15 protein-coding genes are annotated in these 18073 nt (G+C 68.9%); 10 read left to right on the plus strand and 5 right to left on the minus strand.

From position 1 onward, the window contains the following. Positions 1 to 28 precede the first annotated feature (28 nt). The 3 genes from JOE30_RS02520 to JOE30_RS02530 all read left to right on the plus strand — a co-directional run bounded on the left by JOE30_RS02520 (position 29) and on the right by JOE30_RS02530 (position 2276). Positions 29 to 1174 carry a YbhN family protein gene (locus JOE30_RS02520; RefSeq protein WP_204869254.1) on the plus strand — a complete coding sequence of 382 codons (1146 nt, stop codon included), beginning with the start codon at positions 29 to 31 and terminating at the stop codon, positions 1172 to 1174. 63 nt (positions 1175 to 1237) lie between these two features. Beyond that, on the plus strand, positions 1238 to 1789 hold the full coding sequence (locus tag JOE30_RS02525) for a YceI family protein (RefSeq protein WP_204869255.1): 552 nt from the start codon (positions 1238 to 1240) through the stop codon (positions 1787 to 1789). Between the two features lie 88 nt (positions 1790 to 1877). Beyond that, on the plus strand, positions 1878 to 2276 hold the full coding sequence (locus tag JOE30_RS02530) for a DUF3054 domain-containing protein (protein WP_204869256.1): 399 nt from the start codon (positions 1878 to 1880) through the stop codon (positions 2274 to 2276). 13 nt (positions 2277 to 2289) lie between these two features. Here the strand turns inward: JOE30_RS02530 and JOE30_RS02535 are convergent, their stop codons facing one another. The 3 genes from JOE30_RS02535 to JOE30_RS02545 form a co-directional block, all read right to left on the minus strand. Next, positions 2290 to 3027, minus strand: a complete 738-nt coding sequence (locus tag JOE30_RS02535; protein ID WP_204869257.1) for a sulfite exporter TauE/SafE family protein — start codon at positions 3025 to 3027, stop codon at positions 2290 to 2292. 25 nt (positions 3028 to 3052) lie between these two features. Next, entirely contained in the window at positions 3053 to 4693 is a 1641-nt protein-coding gene (locus tag JOE30_RS02540) for a penicillin-binding protein (RefSeq protein WP_204869258.1), read from the minus strand. A gap of 130 nt (positions 4694 to 4823) precedes the next feature. Beyond that, a complete protein-coding gene (locus tag JOE30_RS02545) occupies positions 4824 to 6725 on the minus strand; it encodes a penicillin-binding transpeptidase domain-containing protein (RefSeq protein ID WP_371831699.1) in 1902 nt (633 codons plus the stop codon). Positions 6726 to 6857: 132 nt separating this feature from the next. Between JOE30_RS02545 and JOE30_RS02550 the strand changes: the two genes are divergently transcribed. The 7 genes from JOE30_RS02550 (at position 6858) to JOE30_RS02580 (ending at position 16122) form a co-directional block, all read left to right on the plus strand. Continuing rightward, the gene (locus JOE30_RS02550) at positions 6858 to 7523 is read left to right on the plus strand and encodes a hypothetical protein (RefSeq protein ID WP_239532464.1); all 666 of its coding nucleotides are present in this window, start codon (positions 6858 to 6860) and stop codon (positions 7521 to 7523) included. Between the two features lie 165 nt (positions 7524 to 7688). After that, positions 7689 to 9305: an ABC-F family ATP-binding cassette domain-containing protein gene (locus JOE30_RS02555; RefSeq protein ID WP_204869259.1), complete on the plus strand. Its 1617-nt coding sequence runs from the start codon at positions 7689 to 7691 to the stop codon at positions 9303 to 9305. A 26-nt stretch (positions 9306 to 9331) separates the two neighbouring features. Further along, positions 9332 to 10138 carry an alpha/beta fold hydrolase gene (locus tag JOE30_RS02560; RefSeq protein ID WP_307806035.1) on the plus strand — a complete coding sequence of 269 codons (807 nt, stop codon included), beginning with the start codon at positions 9332 to 9334 and terminating at the stop codon, positions 10136 to 10138. A 398-nt stretch (positions 10139 to 10536) separates the two neighbouring features. Beyond that, positions 10537 to 12759: an accessory Sec system translocase SecA2 gene (secA2, locus tag JOE30_RS02565; protein ID WP_204869260.1), complete on the plus strand. Its 2223-nt coding sequence runs from the start codon at positions 10537 to 10539 to the stop codon at positions 12757 to 12759. Between the two features lie 131 nt (positions 12760 to 12890). Then, positions 12891 to 14666: an amidohydrolase family protein gene (locus JOE30_RS02570; RefSeq protein WP_204869261.1), complete on the plus strand. Its 1776-nt coding sequence runs from the start codon at positions 12891 to 12893 to the stop codon at positions 14664 to 14666. Beyond that, positions 14663 to 15268: a TetR/AcrR family transcriptional regulator gene (locus JOE30_RS02575; RefSeq protein WP_204869262.1), complete on the plus strand. Its 606-nt coding sequence runs from the start codon at positions 14663 to 14665 to the stop codon at positions 15266 to 15268. The genes JOE30_RS02570 and JOE30_RS02575 overlap by 4 nt, the downstream gene beginning before the upstream one ends. Then, the gene (locus tag JOE30_RS02580) at positions 15265 to 16122 is read left to right on the plus strand and encodes an alpha/beta fold hydrolase (protein ID WP_204869263.1); all 858 of its coding nucleotides are present in this window, start codon (positions 15265 to 15267) and stop codon (positions 16120 to 16122) included. Before JOE30_RS02575 ends, JOE30_RS02580 begins: the two co-directional genes overlap by 4 nt. 9 nt (positions 16123 to 16131) lie before the next feature. Here the strand turns inward: JOE30_RS02580 and JOE30_RS02585 are convergent, their stop codons facing one another. Together JOE30_RS02585 and JOE30_RS02590 are read right to left on the minus strand one after the other, a co-directional pair. Then, positions 16132 to 17346: a low temperature requirement protein A gene (locus JOE30_RS02585; protein ID WP_307806036.1), complete on the minus strand. Its 1215-nt coding sequence runs from the start codon at positions 17344 to 17346 to the stop codon at positions 16132 to 16134. Between the two features lie 51 nt (positions 17347 to 17397). Continuing rightward, positions 17398 to 17946, minus strand: coding sequence for a hypothetical protein (locus JOE30_RS02590; RefSeq protein ID WP_204869264.1), 549 nt, complete (start codon positions 17944 to 17946; stop codon positions 17398 to 17400). Positions 17947 to 18073 lie beyond the last annotated feature (127 nt).

An 18073-nucleotide genomic window follows, 5' to 3' on the forward strand; every position in this document is an offset into this window, starting at 1 on the left:
GTCGGAACCGTTCGTTACTCTCGGTGCCGTGGTAGTTCCGGAGCAGGGCCGATCCGCTGGGTCGCCCCGCGCCGGTGGCAGGTGGCGATGGCTGCGGTGGGTGGCCGCTGTCGCCCTCGTCGCATTGCTGGTCGGCGAGGGTGTCTACCTGTGGCCGCGTCTGCACGAATCGTGGCGGGCGCTCAGCGAGATCCACTGGGGCTGGGCGGTGGCCTGCGTCGTGATGCAGGCCATCTCGCTGTCCGCGTTCGCCCGTGTCCAGAAGCAGTTGTTGCGCGCGGGCGGTGTCCGTGTGTCGCAGCGACGCTCGCTCTCCGTCATCTACGGCAGCACCGCCATGGCGCTGACACTGCCGGCCGGCCAGGTCTTCTCCACGGCGTTCACCTACCGCGAGACGCGCCGCTGGGGCGCGAGCCCGGTGGTCGCGTCGTGGCAGCTCGCCATCTCCGGCGTCATCGCCGCGCTCGGGCTGGCGGTCCTCGGCGTGACGGGAGCCTTCCTCGTCGGCGGCAGCGCCAACACCCTCGCACTGATCATCCCCGCCGCCGGCGTCATCGCCCTCATCGCCGGCGTGCGGTACATCCGCTCGCACCCGCAGTCGATCGTGGGCATCGGCCGCTGGGGGCTGTCGAAGTACAACTCGCTGCGCAACAACGATCCCCACACCGGCATGGCCCGGCTGGACGAGATCGTCGAGCAGGTGAAGTCGGTACGCCTCGGTGCTCGCGACGGCTCGCTCTCGCTCGGTTTCTCCGCGGTGCATCGCCTGGCCGACGTCGCGTGCCTCGGGTTCGCCTGCTACGCCATCGGTGCGGATCCGAAGATCTTCGGGCTCCTCATCGCCTTCTCGGCCAGCAAGACGGTGGGATCCATCCCCGGTGCGCCCGGCGGTCTGGTCATCGTGGACGCCACTCTCATCGCGACCCTCACCACCGCCGCCAGCATCAGCGCATCACAGGCGGTCGCGTCCGCACTGGTGTATCGCCTGGTCAGCTTCATCCTGGTGGCACTCGTCGGCTGGGTCGTCTTCCTGATCCTGTTCCGCAAGCACCAGCACGAGGACCTGCACTTCGATCTCGCCGTCGAACAGCGCGAGTGGACGGAACGGCGGGAGCGGACGGAACAGCCGTCGGCCACCCACCCGCTCGGCAAGGATTCTCCCTCGCGGGAATAGATGCGGACCACGGTCCGGTTGTGTACTGTGAGGCTTGAACCTTCAACCACACAGGAGTTCGTCATGACTGCAGCAGTGTCCGTCCCCCAGCTCACCGCCGGCACGTGGGCCATCGATGCCACCCACTCGACCGTCGGGTTCACCGTCCGCCACCTGATGGTGAGCAAGGTCCGTGGCCGTTTCCAGACCTTCACCGGCACCATCACGGTCGACGAGAACGGCGCGCCCACCATCGACGCCGAGATCGACGTCGCCTCCATCACGACCGACAACGCGCAGCGCGACGGCCACCTGAAGACCGCCGACTTCTTCGAGGTCGAGAAGTTCCCCACCGCCACCTTCCGGTCCACCTCCGTGAAGGCCAAGGGCGACGACTTCGTGCTCACCGGTGACTTCACGCTGCACGGCGTGACCAAGTCCATCGACCTGAACGTCGAGTTCAACGGTGTCAACGCCGGCATGGGCAACGGACCGGTCGCCGGCTTCGAAGCCAGCACGACGATCAACCGCAAGGACTTCGGCATCAGCATCGACATGCCCCTCGAGGGTGGCGGCGCGGTCGTCGGCGACAAGATCGCCCTGCTGCTCGAGATCGAGGCCGGCCACCAGGCCTGACCTCCTCCCGCGAAAGACCCGCTCGACGTCCGCACAGCCGGCGCCGGTGCGGGTCTTTCCGCGTCTCGGCGCCTCGTAGTCTGGTGGCATGCCCGCGCGCACCCGCACTCCAGCCCTGTCGGCACTCGCTGTTCCGGCGGCGATCGACGTCGTCCTGGTCCTCGTCTTCAGCGCCATCGGCCGAGGCAGCCACGAGGAGGGCGTGACCGTCGGGGGCACACTGTCGACGGCCTGGCCGTTCCTCGTCGGCCTCGCCGTGGGTTGGGCAGTGACCTACGCGCTGTACCGCGAGAAGTTCGTCGCGGTGTCCCTGGTCCCCACCGGGGTGCTCGCGTGGATCGGCGCCGTGGCCGTGGGCATGGTGCTACGGCAGGTGTCCGGCGAGGGAACGGCATTCAGCTTCATCGTGGTCGCGACGGTGACGCTGGCGGTGTTCCTGCTCGGGTGGCGCCTCGTCGCGCGCCTCGCTCAGCGTCGTCGCGCCTGACCCACACGGCTCCTCAGCCCAGCCACAGCCACGCTGCGAGGCCGAACCCGCACAGCGCCACGGCGATCCGGAGCGGATTCGGCGGAAGGTGTCGCACGATGCGCGGTCCGAGCGTTCCCCCGGCGATGGTGCCGATGCCCATCGCCAGTGCGGCGAGCCAGTTCACCTGGCCGGAGAATGCGAAGATCACCGCGGCGACCAGGTTGGCCACGCCCAGCAGGTAGCTCTTGAGGAGCGTTGCGCGCCAGACGGGTTCGGCCGTGCAGATCAGCGTCAGGGCCATGAAGATGACGCCCGCACCCGCGCCGAAGTAGCCGCCGTAGATCGCGACCAGGAAGATCGCGCTCGGATACAGCACCGGGAACGTCCGGTCACCGGCGAGGACGCGGATCCGCGGCTGCAGCAGCATGGCGACGGACGCGAGAACGACCAGGATCGGCACGACTGCCTCGAACGTCTCCCCCGGCGCGCGCAGCAGGACGACGGCTCCCGCGATGCCGCCCAGTGCGGCCCACAGGGTGAGCCAGAGCAGCGAACGGCCGCTCTTGGCAAGCTCTTTGACCGATGACGCGGTGGCACCCACACCGGCCCCGACGAGCGCCACGGTGTTGGTCACGTTGGCCGTGACCGGTGGCAGCCCCACCGCCAGCAGCGCGGGGTACGACACGAGCGACGCCAGACCGGTGATGTAGCCGATGACTCCGGCACCGAAGCCCGCCGCGATCAACAGGACGAACTCGGTGACGGTCACGGGGTGAAACGTAGCAAGCCGGTGATCACTCCGACGGCGAGGCCATCTCGCGCATCAGCATGTTCGTCATGCGCGCCGCGGCATCGGTTCCGTCGGCGTCCTCGATGTAGACCGCGAACGCCAGATCACCCTTGGTGCCGAGGAACCAGCGATCGTCCCCGTTGTCCCCGGCGAGCCCGGTGACCGACGGATCGCTGACGCCTTCGCTGCGGGCGTTGTCACGCAGTGTGTTCCGCAACGAGGTCAGTACGGCCGGGGCGACGGGCGACCCCGCACCGGACACCGTCGCGGGTACGCCGCCGACGATCATCGGAGCCGGGGCCGATCCGCGAGCGACGGACGCCGCCATCTCGGCGAGGCCGAAGGGTGTCACCGTCATGCCGGATGCGGACGACGTCCGGCTGACACCGCGGAACTGGTCCACCGCCGACTGGCCGTCGGGGAGCGAGGCGGTGACGGCGTCGAGACCGGGGATGTCGAAGGAGGTGCCCAAGCCGAACTGGCGTGCGGCGTCGGAGAATCCGATCTTCTGGCGATCGGCCGACGCCTCGATCACGTCCACCAACGTTCCGGCGGGGTAGAGGCCGGTGAACGCCGGCGTGCCCTCGTCGTTGGCGTAACTGTTCTGCGCGGTGGCGACGACGGCGCCGGTGGACGGCTTCATGACCACGATCGAGGCCGGGGTCCCGACGCTGACGGCGGCGGTCTCCGCGGCGAGCTGCACGGCCGGGTCGAGAGTGGACGTGATGTCGGGTGATCCCGGACCCTGGAAACCCGCCAGGCGAGTGGTCTCGCCGTCGGTGTCCGCGACCTCGACCGCCCAGCCCGCGGTGGCGTCGCGGGAGTCCTGCCACACGGTCCGCAGCGAGTCCAGCACCGGCGACGTCAGCCGCCGGTCACCGGTGATGAGTTTGGGTTCCGCGTAGAGCACCACACCGGGGATCGCACGCAGGTCGTCCTCCAGCACGGCGTAGTCGTCGGCACGCAGGTTCACTGCGGTGATCACGGCACCGGGGTCCGCCGCGACGTCGGCCTGGAGCGACTCGGAGGTGATCAGCGGCGCCACGACGTCGATGACGTCGGCGAGGCGGGACGTCGTGTCGGCCAGGTCGGAGGTCGCGGAGGGATCGAGCCGCACGGAGGCGACGTTCTGTTCCGCCATCATCACGGCGCCCGAGGCGTCCAGCACGCGCGGTGCCGGTGCATCGGTGCGGGCGTAGCGGACGGACCCACCGGCACGCAGCTCCGGGGCGAGGATCGACGGGTCCCACGAGATGCGCCAGCCGACGCCGAGCTTGCGCGTCGACCCCTGGGTGGTGACGCGCCACTCGCGCGTGTCCTGGCCGCGGGGTTCGCCGAACGACCAGGTGGAGTCGACGGTGAAGAAGCCGGACTCGTCGTCCAGGCCGATGTACTGCGACATGCGGCTCGTCGAGACTCCGGGTCCCATCGAGTCGAACATGGCGCCGATCGTTTGGGCCGCGGCATTGGGGTAGGAGGTCAGCGCGGCGGCCGCGGCCACGTCACGTTGATCGAGGGCGGCGACGAACCGGTCCACCAGCACCGCCGCCTCACTGCGAGGCTTGTTCACCACGAACGAGGCGGCAGTCGCGAGCGACACGAACACTGCGAGCAGCGCGACGACGTACCTGGAACGCAGAACCATGCCCCAATAATCACATGAGTCACACCAGTAACACAGCACGGTGAGCACTCGGACCGGTCACGATCCGGTCACCCCGTGCGCCTTTTGCGTATCCAGGGGTGCGCAAAAGGCGCACAGGGCCGAAGGCCACTCAGCGCAGGAAGGACCCCGCCACCGTCAGCGCCGGCGCGGAGGAGTCGCCGCCCTCGACGAAGACGGCGAACGCCAGGTCACCGCGGATGCCGACGAACCACCCGTGCGCCGGGCCGCTCGCGACCTCGGCGGTGCCGGTCTTACCGAGCAGTCCGTCGATGTCCTGCAACTGCGTCGCCGTACCGGCGGTGACCGTCTCTCGCATCATGGTGCGCAGTTGGTCGGTCACCTCGGCCGGCGGAGCTGCCACGGTGCGATCCGCGGTACCGGGTCGTCCGGTGATCATGGTCGGCGACGGGGTCGATCCGTCCGCGATGGACGCCGCGACCAGGGCCATGCCGAACGGGGACGCGGTGACGGTGCCCTGCCCGATCGCGCTCTCGACGCGCTCGGCCGGCGTCGTCGCGGGCGGAACGCTGCCGGTCACGGTGGTGAGCCCGGGTGTCAGGTAGTCGACGCCGAGCCCGAACTGCAGGGCCGCCTCCTGCAGCGCGTCGTCGGGCAGATCGACGGCCAGCTGACCCATGGTGGTGTTGCACGAACGCGCGAACGCCGTCTGCAGCGGTACCGATCCGAGGTCGAAGTTGTCGTCGTTGGGGATGGTCCGGCCCTCGATGTTCGCGGATCCGGGGCACGGCACCACGGTCGTGGGGGTGACGGTGCCCGCCTGCAGTGCCGCCGAGGTGGTGACGGTCTTGAAGGTGGAGCCCGGCGGGTACAGGCCCGTGAGGGCGATCGGGCCCTGCGCGTCCGCCGCCGAGTTCTGCGCGACGGCCACGACGTCTCCGGTGGACGGCCGGATCGCCACGACGGCCGCGGCGTTCGGTGTCGACGCGAGAGCGTTCTCGGCCTTGAGCTGCAGCAGCGTGTCGAGCGTGACCTGGATGTCCGGGCCGACGGTCGCCTCGACGCCGGTCACCCGCTGGGCGACGGAACCGTCGGCGGCCACCAACTGCACGGCCCACCCTGCGGTGGCGTCCTGCTGCTCCTGCCACAGCTGCGCCACGTCGTTCAGCGCGGGAGAGGACAGTGCGCGATTCTCGGTCAGGAGCCGCGTCTGCGGCGCGAGAGTGACGCCCGGCAGCGCGGAGAGCAGGGACTCGATGGGAGCGAGATCCTCCTGCCGCAGGCTCACGGCCGTCACCGACGGAGCGCTCGCCTGTGCCTCGCGGAGGGACTCCGCGGTGACCGTCGGCGCGAAGGGCGACACCAGTGCCGCGACGGCGCCGGGATCGGCGGTCTGGTCGAGATTCACCAGCGTCACCACCTGCTGCGACATGAGCGGCGCCCCCGAGGTGTCGACGACGCGAGGCGCGGTCGACGCGGTGACGGGTGTGTACCGGACCGTCGTCTCCGGAGTCAGGCCCGGTACGACGACACCCGGGTTCCAGGTGACCTTCAGCCCCTGTCCGCCGTCGGCGACGGATCCGGTCGTCGTGTAGGTCCAGACGCGTTCCGCGTCCACCGGCGCCGACGTGGTGGGGGCGGCCGTGGTGGTCGCCGTCGCGGATGCGGTGCCGGTCGCGGGTGCCTCCGCCTCCTCGGGCGGCGCGAAGGACCAGGAGGCGGACAGCGTGAACGTCTGCTGCTCGTCGTCTGCCTGGCTCACCGTGAACCGCGGTGTCGCCGTGACCGTTCCGCCACCGCCGAGTCCGTCGTACATCTGGGTGAGCACCGCGGTCGCTGCCGCCGGATCCGAGGTCAACTCTGCCGCGGCGCCCACGTTCTGTGTGCTCAGTGCTTCGGCGAACTGATCGGCCGTCACGCGCGACGCCGGGGGCTCGTCGGCGCTGCACGCCGTGGCGGCGAGCGCGACCGCGATGGTCGCGGCGGCGAGACGGAGTCCGCTGCTGGTGGAAGGGCCGAATCGGCGGGACGGTCGAGACATCAGCGAAGGCACGCACTGATAGTGCCCCACCGATCCGTCGGTCACACGACGCGACGAACTCTTGACGGTCGGCGCGGCGTGTGTAATCTTGTAATCACTGGCGTTGTAATCAAGTAATCGCGCCACAGACGAAAGTAGAACATCATGAATCACGACAACTTCCCGTTCGGCGAACATCCCTTCGGTCGAGGTGACGCACCCCGGCGCGGTGGACCTCACGGACACGGCCGCGGTCGCGGCGGAAAGCGCGGCGAACGCGTCGGCCGGCCCGGCGGATGGCAGCAGAAGGACGTACCCGACGCAGGCGACGCGGAACAGTGGTTCCTGGGCCGCCTGCCCGACGACTGGTTCGACGGCACCGCCACGGTCGAGGTCGACCGCGAGGAGATCGTCGTGATCGGCGAACTGAACGCCCCCGAGTCCGATGCCGGCGTCGAGGGCCGCATCGCTCGATTCCGTGAGTCCACCCGCGATGATCGCATGCGCATCGCCGACGAGGCCGAGGCACGCTACGGCCGCAAGGTCGCCTGGGGTGTCACCATCGACGGCGACACCACCCTCTTCACCCACCTCGCGGTGCCGGTCATGACTCGACTGCGTCAGCCCGAGCGGAAGGTACTCGACACCCTCGTCGACGCCGGCGTCGCACGCTCGCGCGCCGACGCGCTCGCCTGGGCCGTGCGCCTGACCGGAGACCACATCGACCCCTGGCTCGCAGAACTGCGCGAGGCCATGGCGAAGGTGGACGACCTGCGGGCCCAGGGACCCGACGTCCGGAACACCAGTACTCAGGACGACGAGACCGACTGATTCACAGCCACATTCGACATCTCTGTTGACCGTTCTGCGCTGCCGACCTACAGTTGGTAGCTCATCGTCCCCGACGAACGGACAGGCAGTTGCTCCTCTCGTAAGTAGTGCGGATCCCACCGACGCGCACGTCGCGGTGGCACGACACTCCTCTCGAGGTGCTCCATGTCAGTATCACCCTCCGTCGTTCTCTCCGATCTCACCTTCTCCTGGCCCGACGGCCGGCCTGTCCTCGACGGCCTGGACGCATCGTTCATGCCGCGCCGGACCGGCCTTGTCGGCACCAACGGAGCGGGCAAATCCACTCTGCTGCACCTGATCACCGGGCGGTATCGACCGCAGCGCGGGTCGGTGCGCGTCACGGGCACCGTCGGCCATCTTCCCCAGCAGGTGGTCACGAACCACTCCGACACCGTCGCCGATCTCCTCGGCATCGGGGACGTCCGACGGGCCCTGGCACGGATCGAGCACGGCAGCACGGATCCCGACGACTTCACCGACGTCGGTGCGGACTGGGACGTCGAGGAGCGCACTCTCGCGTTGCTCGACTCGGCCGGCCTCGGCGAAAGTCTGGGCACGGCAGCAGATCTCGATCGACCGATGAGAACCCTGTCGGGGGGCGAGTCGACGCTCGTCGCACTCGTCGGTCAGGTGATCCGGCGGCCCTCCGTCCTGCTTCTCGACGAACCGACGAACAACCTGGACGGACGAGCTCGATCCGCTCTGGGACGAGTACTCGACGAGTTCTCCGGCGCCGTCGTCGTCGCGAGCCACGACCAGGGCCTGCTCGACACCATGGACGACATCGCCGAACTCCACTCGGTACGGTCGTCGCCCGCGTCGCTCCGAATGTTCGGCGGCAACTGGACGCACTACCGGAGTGTCGTGGAGGGCGAGCAGGAGGCAGCGCGGGCCGCGGCGCGGTCGGCCGATCAGGATCTGCGCCGGCAGAAGCGGGATCTGGTCGAGGCGCAGTCCACCGTGGCCCACCGGCGTCGGATGGGAGAGAAGGCATCTCGTGAGAAGCGGGTACCGAAGATCGTCGCCCACAACCGGCGCAGCGCCGCACAGGAGTCGGCTGCCAAGTACCGCATCGGACACGAGGATCGCGTCGCCGACGCCCGCACGCGGGCCGACGAGGCGCACGAGATGATTCGTGACGACACCGAGATCGTGGTGGATCTGCCCGAGACGGCGGTGCACGCGTCGAAGTCGGTGGCGTCGACGGGCGAGATGCTGCTCGATCTGGACGGTCGGTACCCGGACAGGACGGTCGAGCTCACCGTCGTGGGCCCGGAACGCATCGCGCTCGTCGGGGACAACGGAGTCGGCAAGACGACGCTCTTGCGATCTCTGGCGTCGTCGGTGCCGACCGCGGTGCTGCCGCAGTCGCTGGACGTGTTCGACGACGACGCGTCCGTGGTGGAGAACGTGCGCCGCGCGGCACCGGACACGTCGATCACCGACGTCCGAACTCGGCTCGCTCGCTTCCTCTTCCGCGGTCGGCGGGCCGACGCGGTGGTGCGCACGCTGTCGGGCGGGGAACGGGTGCGCGCGGCCCTCGCGATGCTGCTGCTGGCCGATCCGGCACCGCAGTTGCTGATTCTCGACGAACCCACGAACAACCTCGACGTCGCGTCCAGGACGCACCTCAGCACGGCGCTGTCGTCGTATCGGGGAGCCCTGATCGTGGTCAGCCACGACGAGGCGTTCCTCGATGCGCTGGGGATCACGCGGCGGGTCGATCTCACCGGCGAGGGGCTCACCTCGACGTCCGCCTGAGATCGCCCACCTGCGACCATGGCACCGTGGACTTCGCGACGAACCCCGTGGACGGCACCCGCATCGCGTACTCGGTGACGGGTGACCCGGCCGGCCCGCCGGTGATGCTGGTCCACGGCAGCCTGTTGTCGCACCAGATCTGGCGCACCTTCGGCTACGTCCGTGCGCTACGAGACCGGTACCGCCTGATCCTCGTGGACCAGCGTGGACACGGACGCAGCGACGCCCCGCGCGACGTCGCCGCGTACTCGATGGACCGTGTCAGCGAGGATCTGGTCGCCGTCCTGGACGCGGCAGACGTGGCAGCCGTGCACTACGTCGGCTACTCGTTCGGCGGTCGGTCCGGCCTCAATCTGGTCACCCGCACTCCCCAGCGTGTCGCATCACTCGTCGTGGGCGGAGCCGGATCGGGGCCGCAGAAGGGCGCGCTGGACAGCCTGTTCTTCGACGGCAGCGCCGACGTCCTCGCCGAACGGGGAATGGACGGGTTCGTCGACGAGTGGTCGAGTCGCCGCGGCTTCCCGGTCGACTCCGGCACCCGAGCCGCGTTCCTGCGCAACGACTCCGAGGCACTGGCCGCGTACTTCCGGGCATCGGACGACGATCCAGGCATCGCCGACGACGCCGTCCGTGCCATCATCGCGCCGACACTGTTCTACGTCGGCTCTCGCGACGTCCAGCGTATCGACGACACCCGGCACACCGCATCGTTGATCGCCGGCTCCGAGTACGAGGAGCTGCGTGGGTACGACCACGCGACGGCCGTGGCCGCGCCGGAGGCCGTCGAGCTGGTGTCCAGGTGGCTGAGTGAGGTCACGTCGTCGGAGCGGTGAGCGGATCGGGTGCTCGACGTGTACGTCCGGCGTGTGTGCACGGGTTGCGGTGACCGCACACCCCCACCCGCCGGCAGCAGAGGGTGTGCGCTTGACGCTGATGGTGTGCACACAGGCTGCAGCGGCCGACGCGCTGCCGGGTGCAGCAGAAGATGTGTGCACCCCTTCTGGTGACCGCACACCCCCACCCGCCGGCAGCAGAGGGTGCGCGCCTGACGCAGAGGGTGTGCACACAGGCTGCAGCGGCCGACGCGCTGCCGGGTGCAGCCGAAGATGTGTGCACCCCTTCTGGTGACCGCAGACCCCCACCCACCGGCAGCAGAGGGTGTGCGCTCGACGCTGGAGGTGTGCACACAGCTTGCAGCGGCCACACATAGCCCGTCGGTAGCCTTGCGAACATGGCGTCACGGTTCTGGTCCCTGCTCGGTCGTTCGGTCGCGAAGGGGCATGCGCGGTCGCGAGATGCCGTGGATGCCGCTCGGGCGCTCGAGGACCGCCACCGCGACCTCGACGCGGACGGCCTGCGCGCCGCGGCCGACGGGCTCCGCGGAGCCGGCTCCCTCGACGTGCCCGCGTTCCTCGCGCTCGCGCGCGAGGCGTCCGATCGTGCGTTGTCCCTGCGCCCCTTCGACACTCAGCTCTACGGAGCCGTACGGCTGCTGGAGGGCGACGTGATCGAGATGGCGACTGGTGAGGGGAAGACACTCTCAGGCGCCGTCGCGGCCGCGGCTTATGTGCTGCAGGGCAGGGACGTGCACGTGGTGTCGGTCAACGACTTCCTCGCTCGACGCGACGCCGAGTGGATGGGCCCGTTCTACGACGCGCTCGGAGTCACGGTCGGGTGGATCACGGCGGAGTCGACGGCGGACGAGCGGCGCGCCGCCTACGGGTGCGACGTCACCTATGCCTCGGTCAACGAGGTGGGCTTCGACGTACTGCGCGACCATCTCGTCGACGACGTCGACACGCTGGTCTCCCCCACCGCGGACGTGGCCGTCGTCGACGAGGCCGACTCGGTGCTCGTCGACGAAGCTCTGGTGCCCCTGGTGCTCGCCGGCTCGATCGATCAGGACGTGTCGGCCGACGACGTGCTCGACGCCGTGCGGTCTCTCGACGCTGACACCGACTGGGAAGTCGATGCCGAGCGTCGCAACGTGTTCCTGACCGACGCCGGGGCCGAGAAGCTCGAGGACTCGCTGGGCGGGATCGATCTGTACAGCGAGGAGCACGTCGGCACCACGTTGGTGCGCGTCAACCTCACCCTGCACGCAGAGGTGTTGGTGCGCAGGGACGTCGACTACATCGTGCGGGACGGCCGGGTACAGCTGGTCAACGCTTCCCGTGGACGGGTCGCGGAGCTGCAGCGTTGGCCGGACGGTCTCCAGGCCGCGGTCGAAGCGAAGGAAGGCCTGGCGCGCACGGAGACCGGGCAGGTCCTCGACACCATCACCGTGCAGGCCCTGATGGGTCGGTACCGCCGGGTGTGCGGGATGACCGGAACGGCTCTCGCAGCGGGAGAACAGTTTCGAACGTTCTACGGCCTCGGGGTGTCGGTGGTCGAGCCGAACGAGCCGCTCGTCCGCGTCGACGAGGTCGACCGCGTGTACGCCACCGCGCCCGAGAAGAACGCAGCCGTCGTCGCCGCGGTACTGGAAGCCCACGCCACGGGACAGCCCGTGCTCGTGGGGACCCACGACGTCGAGGAGTCCGAGTCGCTGGCCGCTCGGCTCGAGGACGCCGGGGTGCCGGTCGTCGCCCTCAATGCGAAGAACGACGCGGAAGAGGCCGAGATCATCGCGCGGGCCGGACTGCGCGGTGCGGTGACCGTCTCGACACAGATCGCCGGCCGCGGAACCGACATCAGACTCGGGGACGGCGTGACCGACCTCGGCGGCCTTCTCGTGATCGGCACGGCGCGGTACGTCACCGAGCGTCTCGACAACCAGCTACGGGGACGCGCTGGGCGACAGGGTGATCCGGGCCGTTCCGTGTTCTTCGCCAGTTGGGACGACTCGCTGGTGACGCGCTACCTGGAGAAGAGCGATCGACCCGGCAACCCCGACGACACGGGCTTGATCGAGTCGGAGGTCGCGGCCAAGCGCATCGACCACGCGCAGCGCGTCGCGGAGGGCGCGATGCTCGACACCCACGCGTCCACCTGGCGGTACAACCAACTGACCGCCCAGCACCGCGACATCCTCGACACGCGTCGGGCCGCGCTGCTCGGCACCGACGAGGCGTGGGACCTGCTGGCCACCCGCAATCCCGAGCGGGCCGCGGAACTGGAGACGGTCGACGCCGACGCTCGTGTGAAAGCCGCGCGGCGCGTCGTTCTCCACCATCTCGACCGTGCGTGGTCGGACTACCTCGCGCACCTCGGCGACGTCCGCGAGAGCATTCATCTCCGGGCGCTCGGCCGACAGAACCCGCTCGACGAGTACCACCGCATCGCGATCGAGGCGTTCGCCGAGGTGCAGTCACGCGCCCTCGACGAGTCCGATCGCACGTTCCTCACCTCGACGATCGATGACGACGGCGTGGACCTCGAGTCGGCGGGGCTGGTGCGTCCGTCCTCGACCTGGACCTACGTCCGCGAGTCGCACCGTCCTCTCGCGTTCTGAGTGGCCTTCGGCCCCGTGCGCCTTTTGCGCATCCAGAGGTACGCGAATGACGCACGGGGGACGAAGTCCCACCATTGCGAGTGATCACTCTCTAAGTTACGGTGAGCGCACTACACGGTGATGGAGGTCACATGAACGAGTCGCACTTCGACGTGGTCATCAGCGGCGGGACCGTCTTCGACGGTGACGGTGGGCCGGGGGTTCGCCGCGACGTCGGAATCGTCGACGGCGTCGTCCGTGCTGTCTCCTCGGACGCGCTCGACGTCGGACCGGACACCGAGGTCATCGACGCCACCGGCCAGTGGATCATGCCGGGCTTCATTGACGTGCACACCCACTACGACGCGGAGGTGCTGGTGGGCCCCGGACTGGTGGAATCGGTCCGCCACGGCGTGACGACGGTTCTGCTGGGGAACTGCTCGCTGTCCACGCTGTACTCGACGCCGGTGGACATCGCGGACCTGTTCAGCCGCGTCGAAGCACTGCCGCGCGATCACGTGCTCAAAGCTGTGGACACGCACAAGACGTGGGACGGTCCCGAGGAGTACATCGCCGCGCTAGAGCGGCTCCCACTCGGTCCGAACATCGCGTCGCTGGTGGGACATTCGGATCTCCGCGCCCACGTCATGGGGCTGGATCGGTCGACCGACCGCTCCCAGAAGCCGACGCGCGAAGAGACCGCGCAGATGTCCGACGCTCTCGAGAAGGCGCTCGACGCCGGAATGCTCGGCATGTCCACGATGACCAATCCGTGGGACAAACTGGACGGCGACCGCTACCGGTCACGTTCCCTGCCGTCGTCCTACGCATCCTGGTCGGAGTTCCGGCGCCTGCACAAGATCCTGCGGCGGCGCGGCCGGCTGCTGCAGAGCATTCCGAATCTGAACACGAAGTACGACATGGTCTTCTTCCTCGGTGCGGCCACCGGGATCGGACGTCGCGCGCTGAAGGTGTCGCTGCTCGCCGCGGCCGACGCCAAGGCCTCACCCTGGATCCACCACATCTTCGGCCCCCTCGCCGCGATCGTGAACGGCCCCGGCAAGGGTCAGTTCCGGTGGCAGCACCTGCCCACGACGTTCGACGTCTACTCCGACGGAATCGACCTGGTCGTCTTCGAGGAATTCGGTTCCGGCAGAGCGGCTCTGCACCTGCGCGAGGAACTGGGCCGCAACGAGCTGCTGAAGGACGAGGCGTATCGACGCTGGTTCCGCGCCGACTTCGAGAAGAAGTTCTCCTCCCGTGTGTGGCACCGGGACTTCGGCGACGTCATCATCACCGAGTGCCCCGACGCGTCCGTGATCGGGAAGAACGTCGCGGAGTTGGCGCGGGAGCAGGGAATCCACGTCGTCGACGCGTTCCTCGACCTGGTCGTCGAGCACGGCCGGAAGCTGCGCTGGCACACCACGATCGCCAACCACCGCCGTAAGCAGATGGACAAGCTGATCACGAAGCCCGGTGTGACGGTGGGGTTCTCCGATGCCGGGGCGCACCTGCGGAACATGGCGTTCTACAACTTCGGGATCCGCCTGCTCCGTCGGGTGCACGACGCACACGAGTCGTTCCTGACCGTCGGCCAGGCGGCGCACAAGCTGAGCGGCGAACTGGCCGATTTCTACGGCGTCGACACCGGGCACCTGCGCCTCGGTGACCGTGCGGACATCGTCGTGGTGAACCCGGCGGGACTGACGGACGAGGTCGACGCCTACAACGAGGAGTCGATGCCCGAGTTCAGTGGGCTGAGCCGGATGGTCAACCGCAACGACGACGCCGTCACGGCGACGCTCATCGGGGGCCGAGTGGTCTACCGCGAGGGTCGCTTCGCATCGTGGTTCGGGGTGTCCGAGCGCGCCGGCCGATTCCTGCGAGCGGGCGTGAGGACACCTGCGGCCACTACCGTGTCCGTGTGAGACGAACGCAGGAAGAGCGCCGCACCGACACCATCGCGCGTCTCCTCGACGCGACCATCGCGTCGTTGTGCGAGAAGGGTTACGCCGCGACGACGGTCAACGAGGTGGTGACGCGCGCGGGGGTGTCGTCGGGCGCGCTCTTTCGGCACTTCCCCACGCGCCTCGATCTCGTCGTGGCCGCGGCGGACGAGGTCCGGCGGCGCCAGTTCGAGGAGTTTCGCGCCGGGCTGTCCGGCTTCGGCTCGGCGTCCGTCGAGCACTGTCTGACGTTGCTGCGCGCCGCCTGCCGAGCGCCGATCAACGGTGCCTGGTACGAGTTGCTCATCGCTGCCCGGAGCGACGAGGCACTGCGGGACCGTCTCGTCCCGTTCACGGTTCGCTATCACCGGGAGATCACCGATCTCGGACGCTCGCTACCGATCGCGGGAATCATCCCCGCGGCGGAACTCGATACGGTGCTCTTCACGGTGGTACACCTCCTCGACGGGGAAGCACTCTCCGCCGTGGTGCATCCGCAACCCGAACAGGACGAGGTGCGGCTGCACCTCGTCGCGCGGCTGCTCCGAGGAGAGTCGCTGTACAGAAGAAGCGAGGCAGGATGACCGAGCCGCACAGCAGGTGGACCGCTCACTCGACGGGTGCCGCACTGGCCGTGTTCGAGTACGGCGATCCGGAGTCGGACACGACGGTGCTGCTCGTGCACGGGTATCCGGACGACCACACCATGTTTCACCAGATGATCGACGCCATCGGTGATCGCGCCCGCGTCATCGCCTACGACACGCGCGGTGGTGGTCGCACCGTCGTCGAGCGCCCGGAGCGGTCCGAGTCGTTCGCCATCGAACGCCTGGCCGACGACACCTATGCGGTGGTCGAGTCCATCCCCGATCTCCGCGGACCGGTCCATGCCTTCGCCCACGACTGGGGTTCGGTGCAGATGTGGGAGCCGATGCGCGATCCCCGCGCAGTCGAGGTGTTCGGATCGTTCACCTCCGTCTCCGGTCCCAGCATCGACCACCTGCGCGAGACGTCGCGTCGGCGCGGACTGCGGCCCACCCAGTGGCCGTCGGTGCTCGGTCAGCTCGGCCGGTCCTGGTACATCTGGGGGTTCCACGTGCCGGTCCTGGGGAAGTACGTTCCACGTCTGTTCGTCGAGGCCGGTCCCGCGGATCCCGCTCCCGCCGCGGATCCGCTGAACATGCAGCGCGGTGTCGAGCTGTACCGCGCCAACATCATTCGACGCATGCTGTCCGGGCCACCACCGCGGTGCGACGTGCCCACACTCGTGGTGGTTCCGCTGAAGGATCGCTTTCTCTCCCCCGATCTGGTCCAGGACGTCGACCGCTGGGTCCCCGACCTGACCGTCCTCGAGGTCGACGCGAAGCACTGGTGGCCCTGGAGTCATCCGGGAGACGCGGCGGACGTGCTGCTCGACCACGCCCACGGGGACCGATAGCCCGCGGCGTCAGGTCTCGGTCGTGTCGACCGGACTGCGTCGCCGACGGATCACCCCGGTGACGACGGCCGTGATCGCACCGACAGCGAGGACGACGGCCGAGGCGAACGGGAGCCTGGTGTCGACGAGACCCAGCACGACGACGACGGGAATGGCCAGCGCCGGCCACGGGGACACCGTTCTCCAGTCGCCGGAACTCCAGCCGAGAACGGCGCAGATCCCGACGACGAACAGCGCCACCCCACCGGACAGGGCCCAGCGCCCGGCATCGGTCAGTTCGCCGACCGGATGCAGGACGTACTGCTGGATTCCGACGCCGAGGAGAGCGACACCCAGGGTGAGAGGGAGGTGCCCGTAGACGTACCCGTCGGCACGGCCACTGCCCACCGCCCGCTCGTCGTCCTGGATCTCCGTCTTGGCCTCCGCGCCGCCGATGTCGAAGTACATCCACCACACTGCTGCAGCGATCGTGAATCCGAGTGCCGCGACGGCGACGGACGAGAACATCCAGTGGGTGTCGTGCATCCCGAGCACCACAGCCGAGATCGACTCACCGAGAACGAGAATGACGAAGAGCCCGAACCTCTCCGGCAGATGCTCGAGGTGCAGCGGAACATCCGGTCCCCAGTGGGTCGCGGCGAACGGCGCCGCGGCCTCCACCATGATTCCCACCGCCCACAGCACGTAGGTGATCGGTGACGGGGTGAGCAGCGAGACCGTCCAGATCACGATACTGACGGCGGTGGCCGCGAGGTACAGATCGATCGTGACGCGGACATCGGGGATGTGACGCCGTGCGCGAAGATACAGACCGGCGAGAATCACCCGCGTCGCGATGTACCCGGCTCCGAAGGCGACGGTGCCGTCGCCGCCCACCGCCGTCGCGGCACTGGCGGCCATCACCGCCACGGCGAAGGTGGCCGCGAGTTTCAGCAATCGGTACAGGACGTCGTTCGTGTCGAACCTGTTGGCGTACAACGTGGTGGTCACCCATGACCACCACGTGACGGCGAAGATTCCCGCGAACTCGGCGATGCCCTGCCAGCGGAGGTCGTCCTTCAGCGCGAGCGCGAGTTGGTGCACGACCAGCACGTACGCGAGGTCGAAGAACAGCTCCAACCGGGTCGCGCCGCGGTCGGCCTCGGTCCGCAACTTCGGCGGTTGCACCAGCGGAGTGCGCTGGTCGGCTCCCGCGTCGGTGTCGTCGTCCGGTGTCGTTGCCACGTCATCACCACTCTGCGGTTGCGACCCGGACAGACCTCGCGGATCGGGCGATCAGCCGATGACGCGCGACACTACGCCCCGCGCCACTTCCTCGGGACGGAACTGCTCGCTCGCGTACGCGGAGATGGCGACGACACCTCCGGTCAGTGCGGGGACGACCCACTGCAGCGCCTGGAGTTGCTTCTGCGCGGCCGCCACCTCGGGCGGTGTGGACGCGGTGGGCGTGGTCCCGTCGGCTGCGGGCACGGCGCCCTCCTTCGAGACCTTCTGTCCGAGAACGCGGCTGTACGCGGTGACCGCCAGCGCGGCCGCCGTGAGCGTGGTCTTGGCGACGGCCATCGAGGCGACGCCGTCCTGTGCCTTCAGACGTCCGTAGTCGTTCTTCAGCAGCGCGGTCGCGCCGGCGAGGTGAACGCCGATCGCGGCGGCGTTGACCGGCGTCCACCGGTCCCATCCCTCATTGGCGACAGCGCCCGTCGACGCAGCGGTGTCGGCGTTCGACGCCGCCTTGTTCAGTGCGACGGCATTCGCGAGGGTTCCGCCGAACCAGGCGGCGAGTCCGACGTCGTGAAGCAGGTGGGCGAGGGTGGCACGGGCCATGACGAGTCTCCTGTGTCGTGAGCGAGTGTCTCGAACTACCCTCGTGCCGTGCGCTGAAACGTGTCGATCCGTTCGGTGCCGACCGGTTCAGAACGTCGACCGCTGGGTCCCCGACCTGACCGTCCTC

It is taken from the genome of Rhodococcus sp. PvP016 (assembly GCF_017832185.1).
In the GTDB taxonomy this organism is placed as follows: Bacteria; Actinomycetota; Actinomycetes; order Mycobacteriales; family Mycobacteriaceae; genus Rhodococcoides.

Excerpts from the sequence above, each read along its gene's own strand:
- JOE30_RS02540 (WP_204869258.1), bottom strand. The coding sequence starts at position 4,693 with ATGGTTCTGCGTTCCAGGTACGTCGTCGCGCTGCTCGCAGTGTTCGTG.
- JOE30_RS02550 (WP_239532464.1), top strand. The coding sequence starts at position 6,858 with ATGAATCACGACAACTTCCCGTTCGGCGAACATCCCTTCGGTCGAGGT.
- JOE30_RS02525 (WP_204869255.1), top strand. The coding sequence starts at position 1,238 with ATGACTGCAGCAGTGTCCGTCCCCCAGCTCACCGCCGGCACGTGGGCC.
- JOE30_RS02570 (WP_204869261.1), top strand. The coding sequence starts at position 12,891 with ATGAACGAGTCGCACTTCGACGTGGTCATCAGCGGCGGGACCGTCTTC.
- JOE30_RS02580 (WP_204869263.1), top strand. The coding sequence starts at position 15,265 with ATGACCGAGCCGCACAGCAGGTGGACCGCTCACTCGACGGGTGCCGCA.
- secA2 (WP_204869260.1), top strand. The coding sequence starts at position 10,537 with ATGGCGTCACGGTTCTGGTCCCTGCTCGGTCGTTCGGTCGCGAAGGGG.
- JOE30_RS02555 (WP_204869259.1), top strand. The coding sequence starts at position 7,689 with ATGTCAGTATCACCCTCCGTCGTTCTCTCCGATCTCACCTTCTCCTGG.
- JOE30_RS02530 (WP_204869256.1), top strand. The coding sequence starts at position 1,878 with ATGCCCGCGCGCACCCGCACTCCAGCCCTGTCGGCACTCGCTGTTCCG.
- JOE30_RS02590 (WP_204869264.1), bottom strand. The coding sequence starts at position 17,946 with ATGGCCCGTGCCACCCTCGCCCACCTGCTTCACGACGTCGGACTCGCC.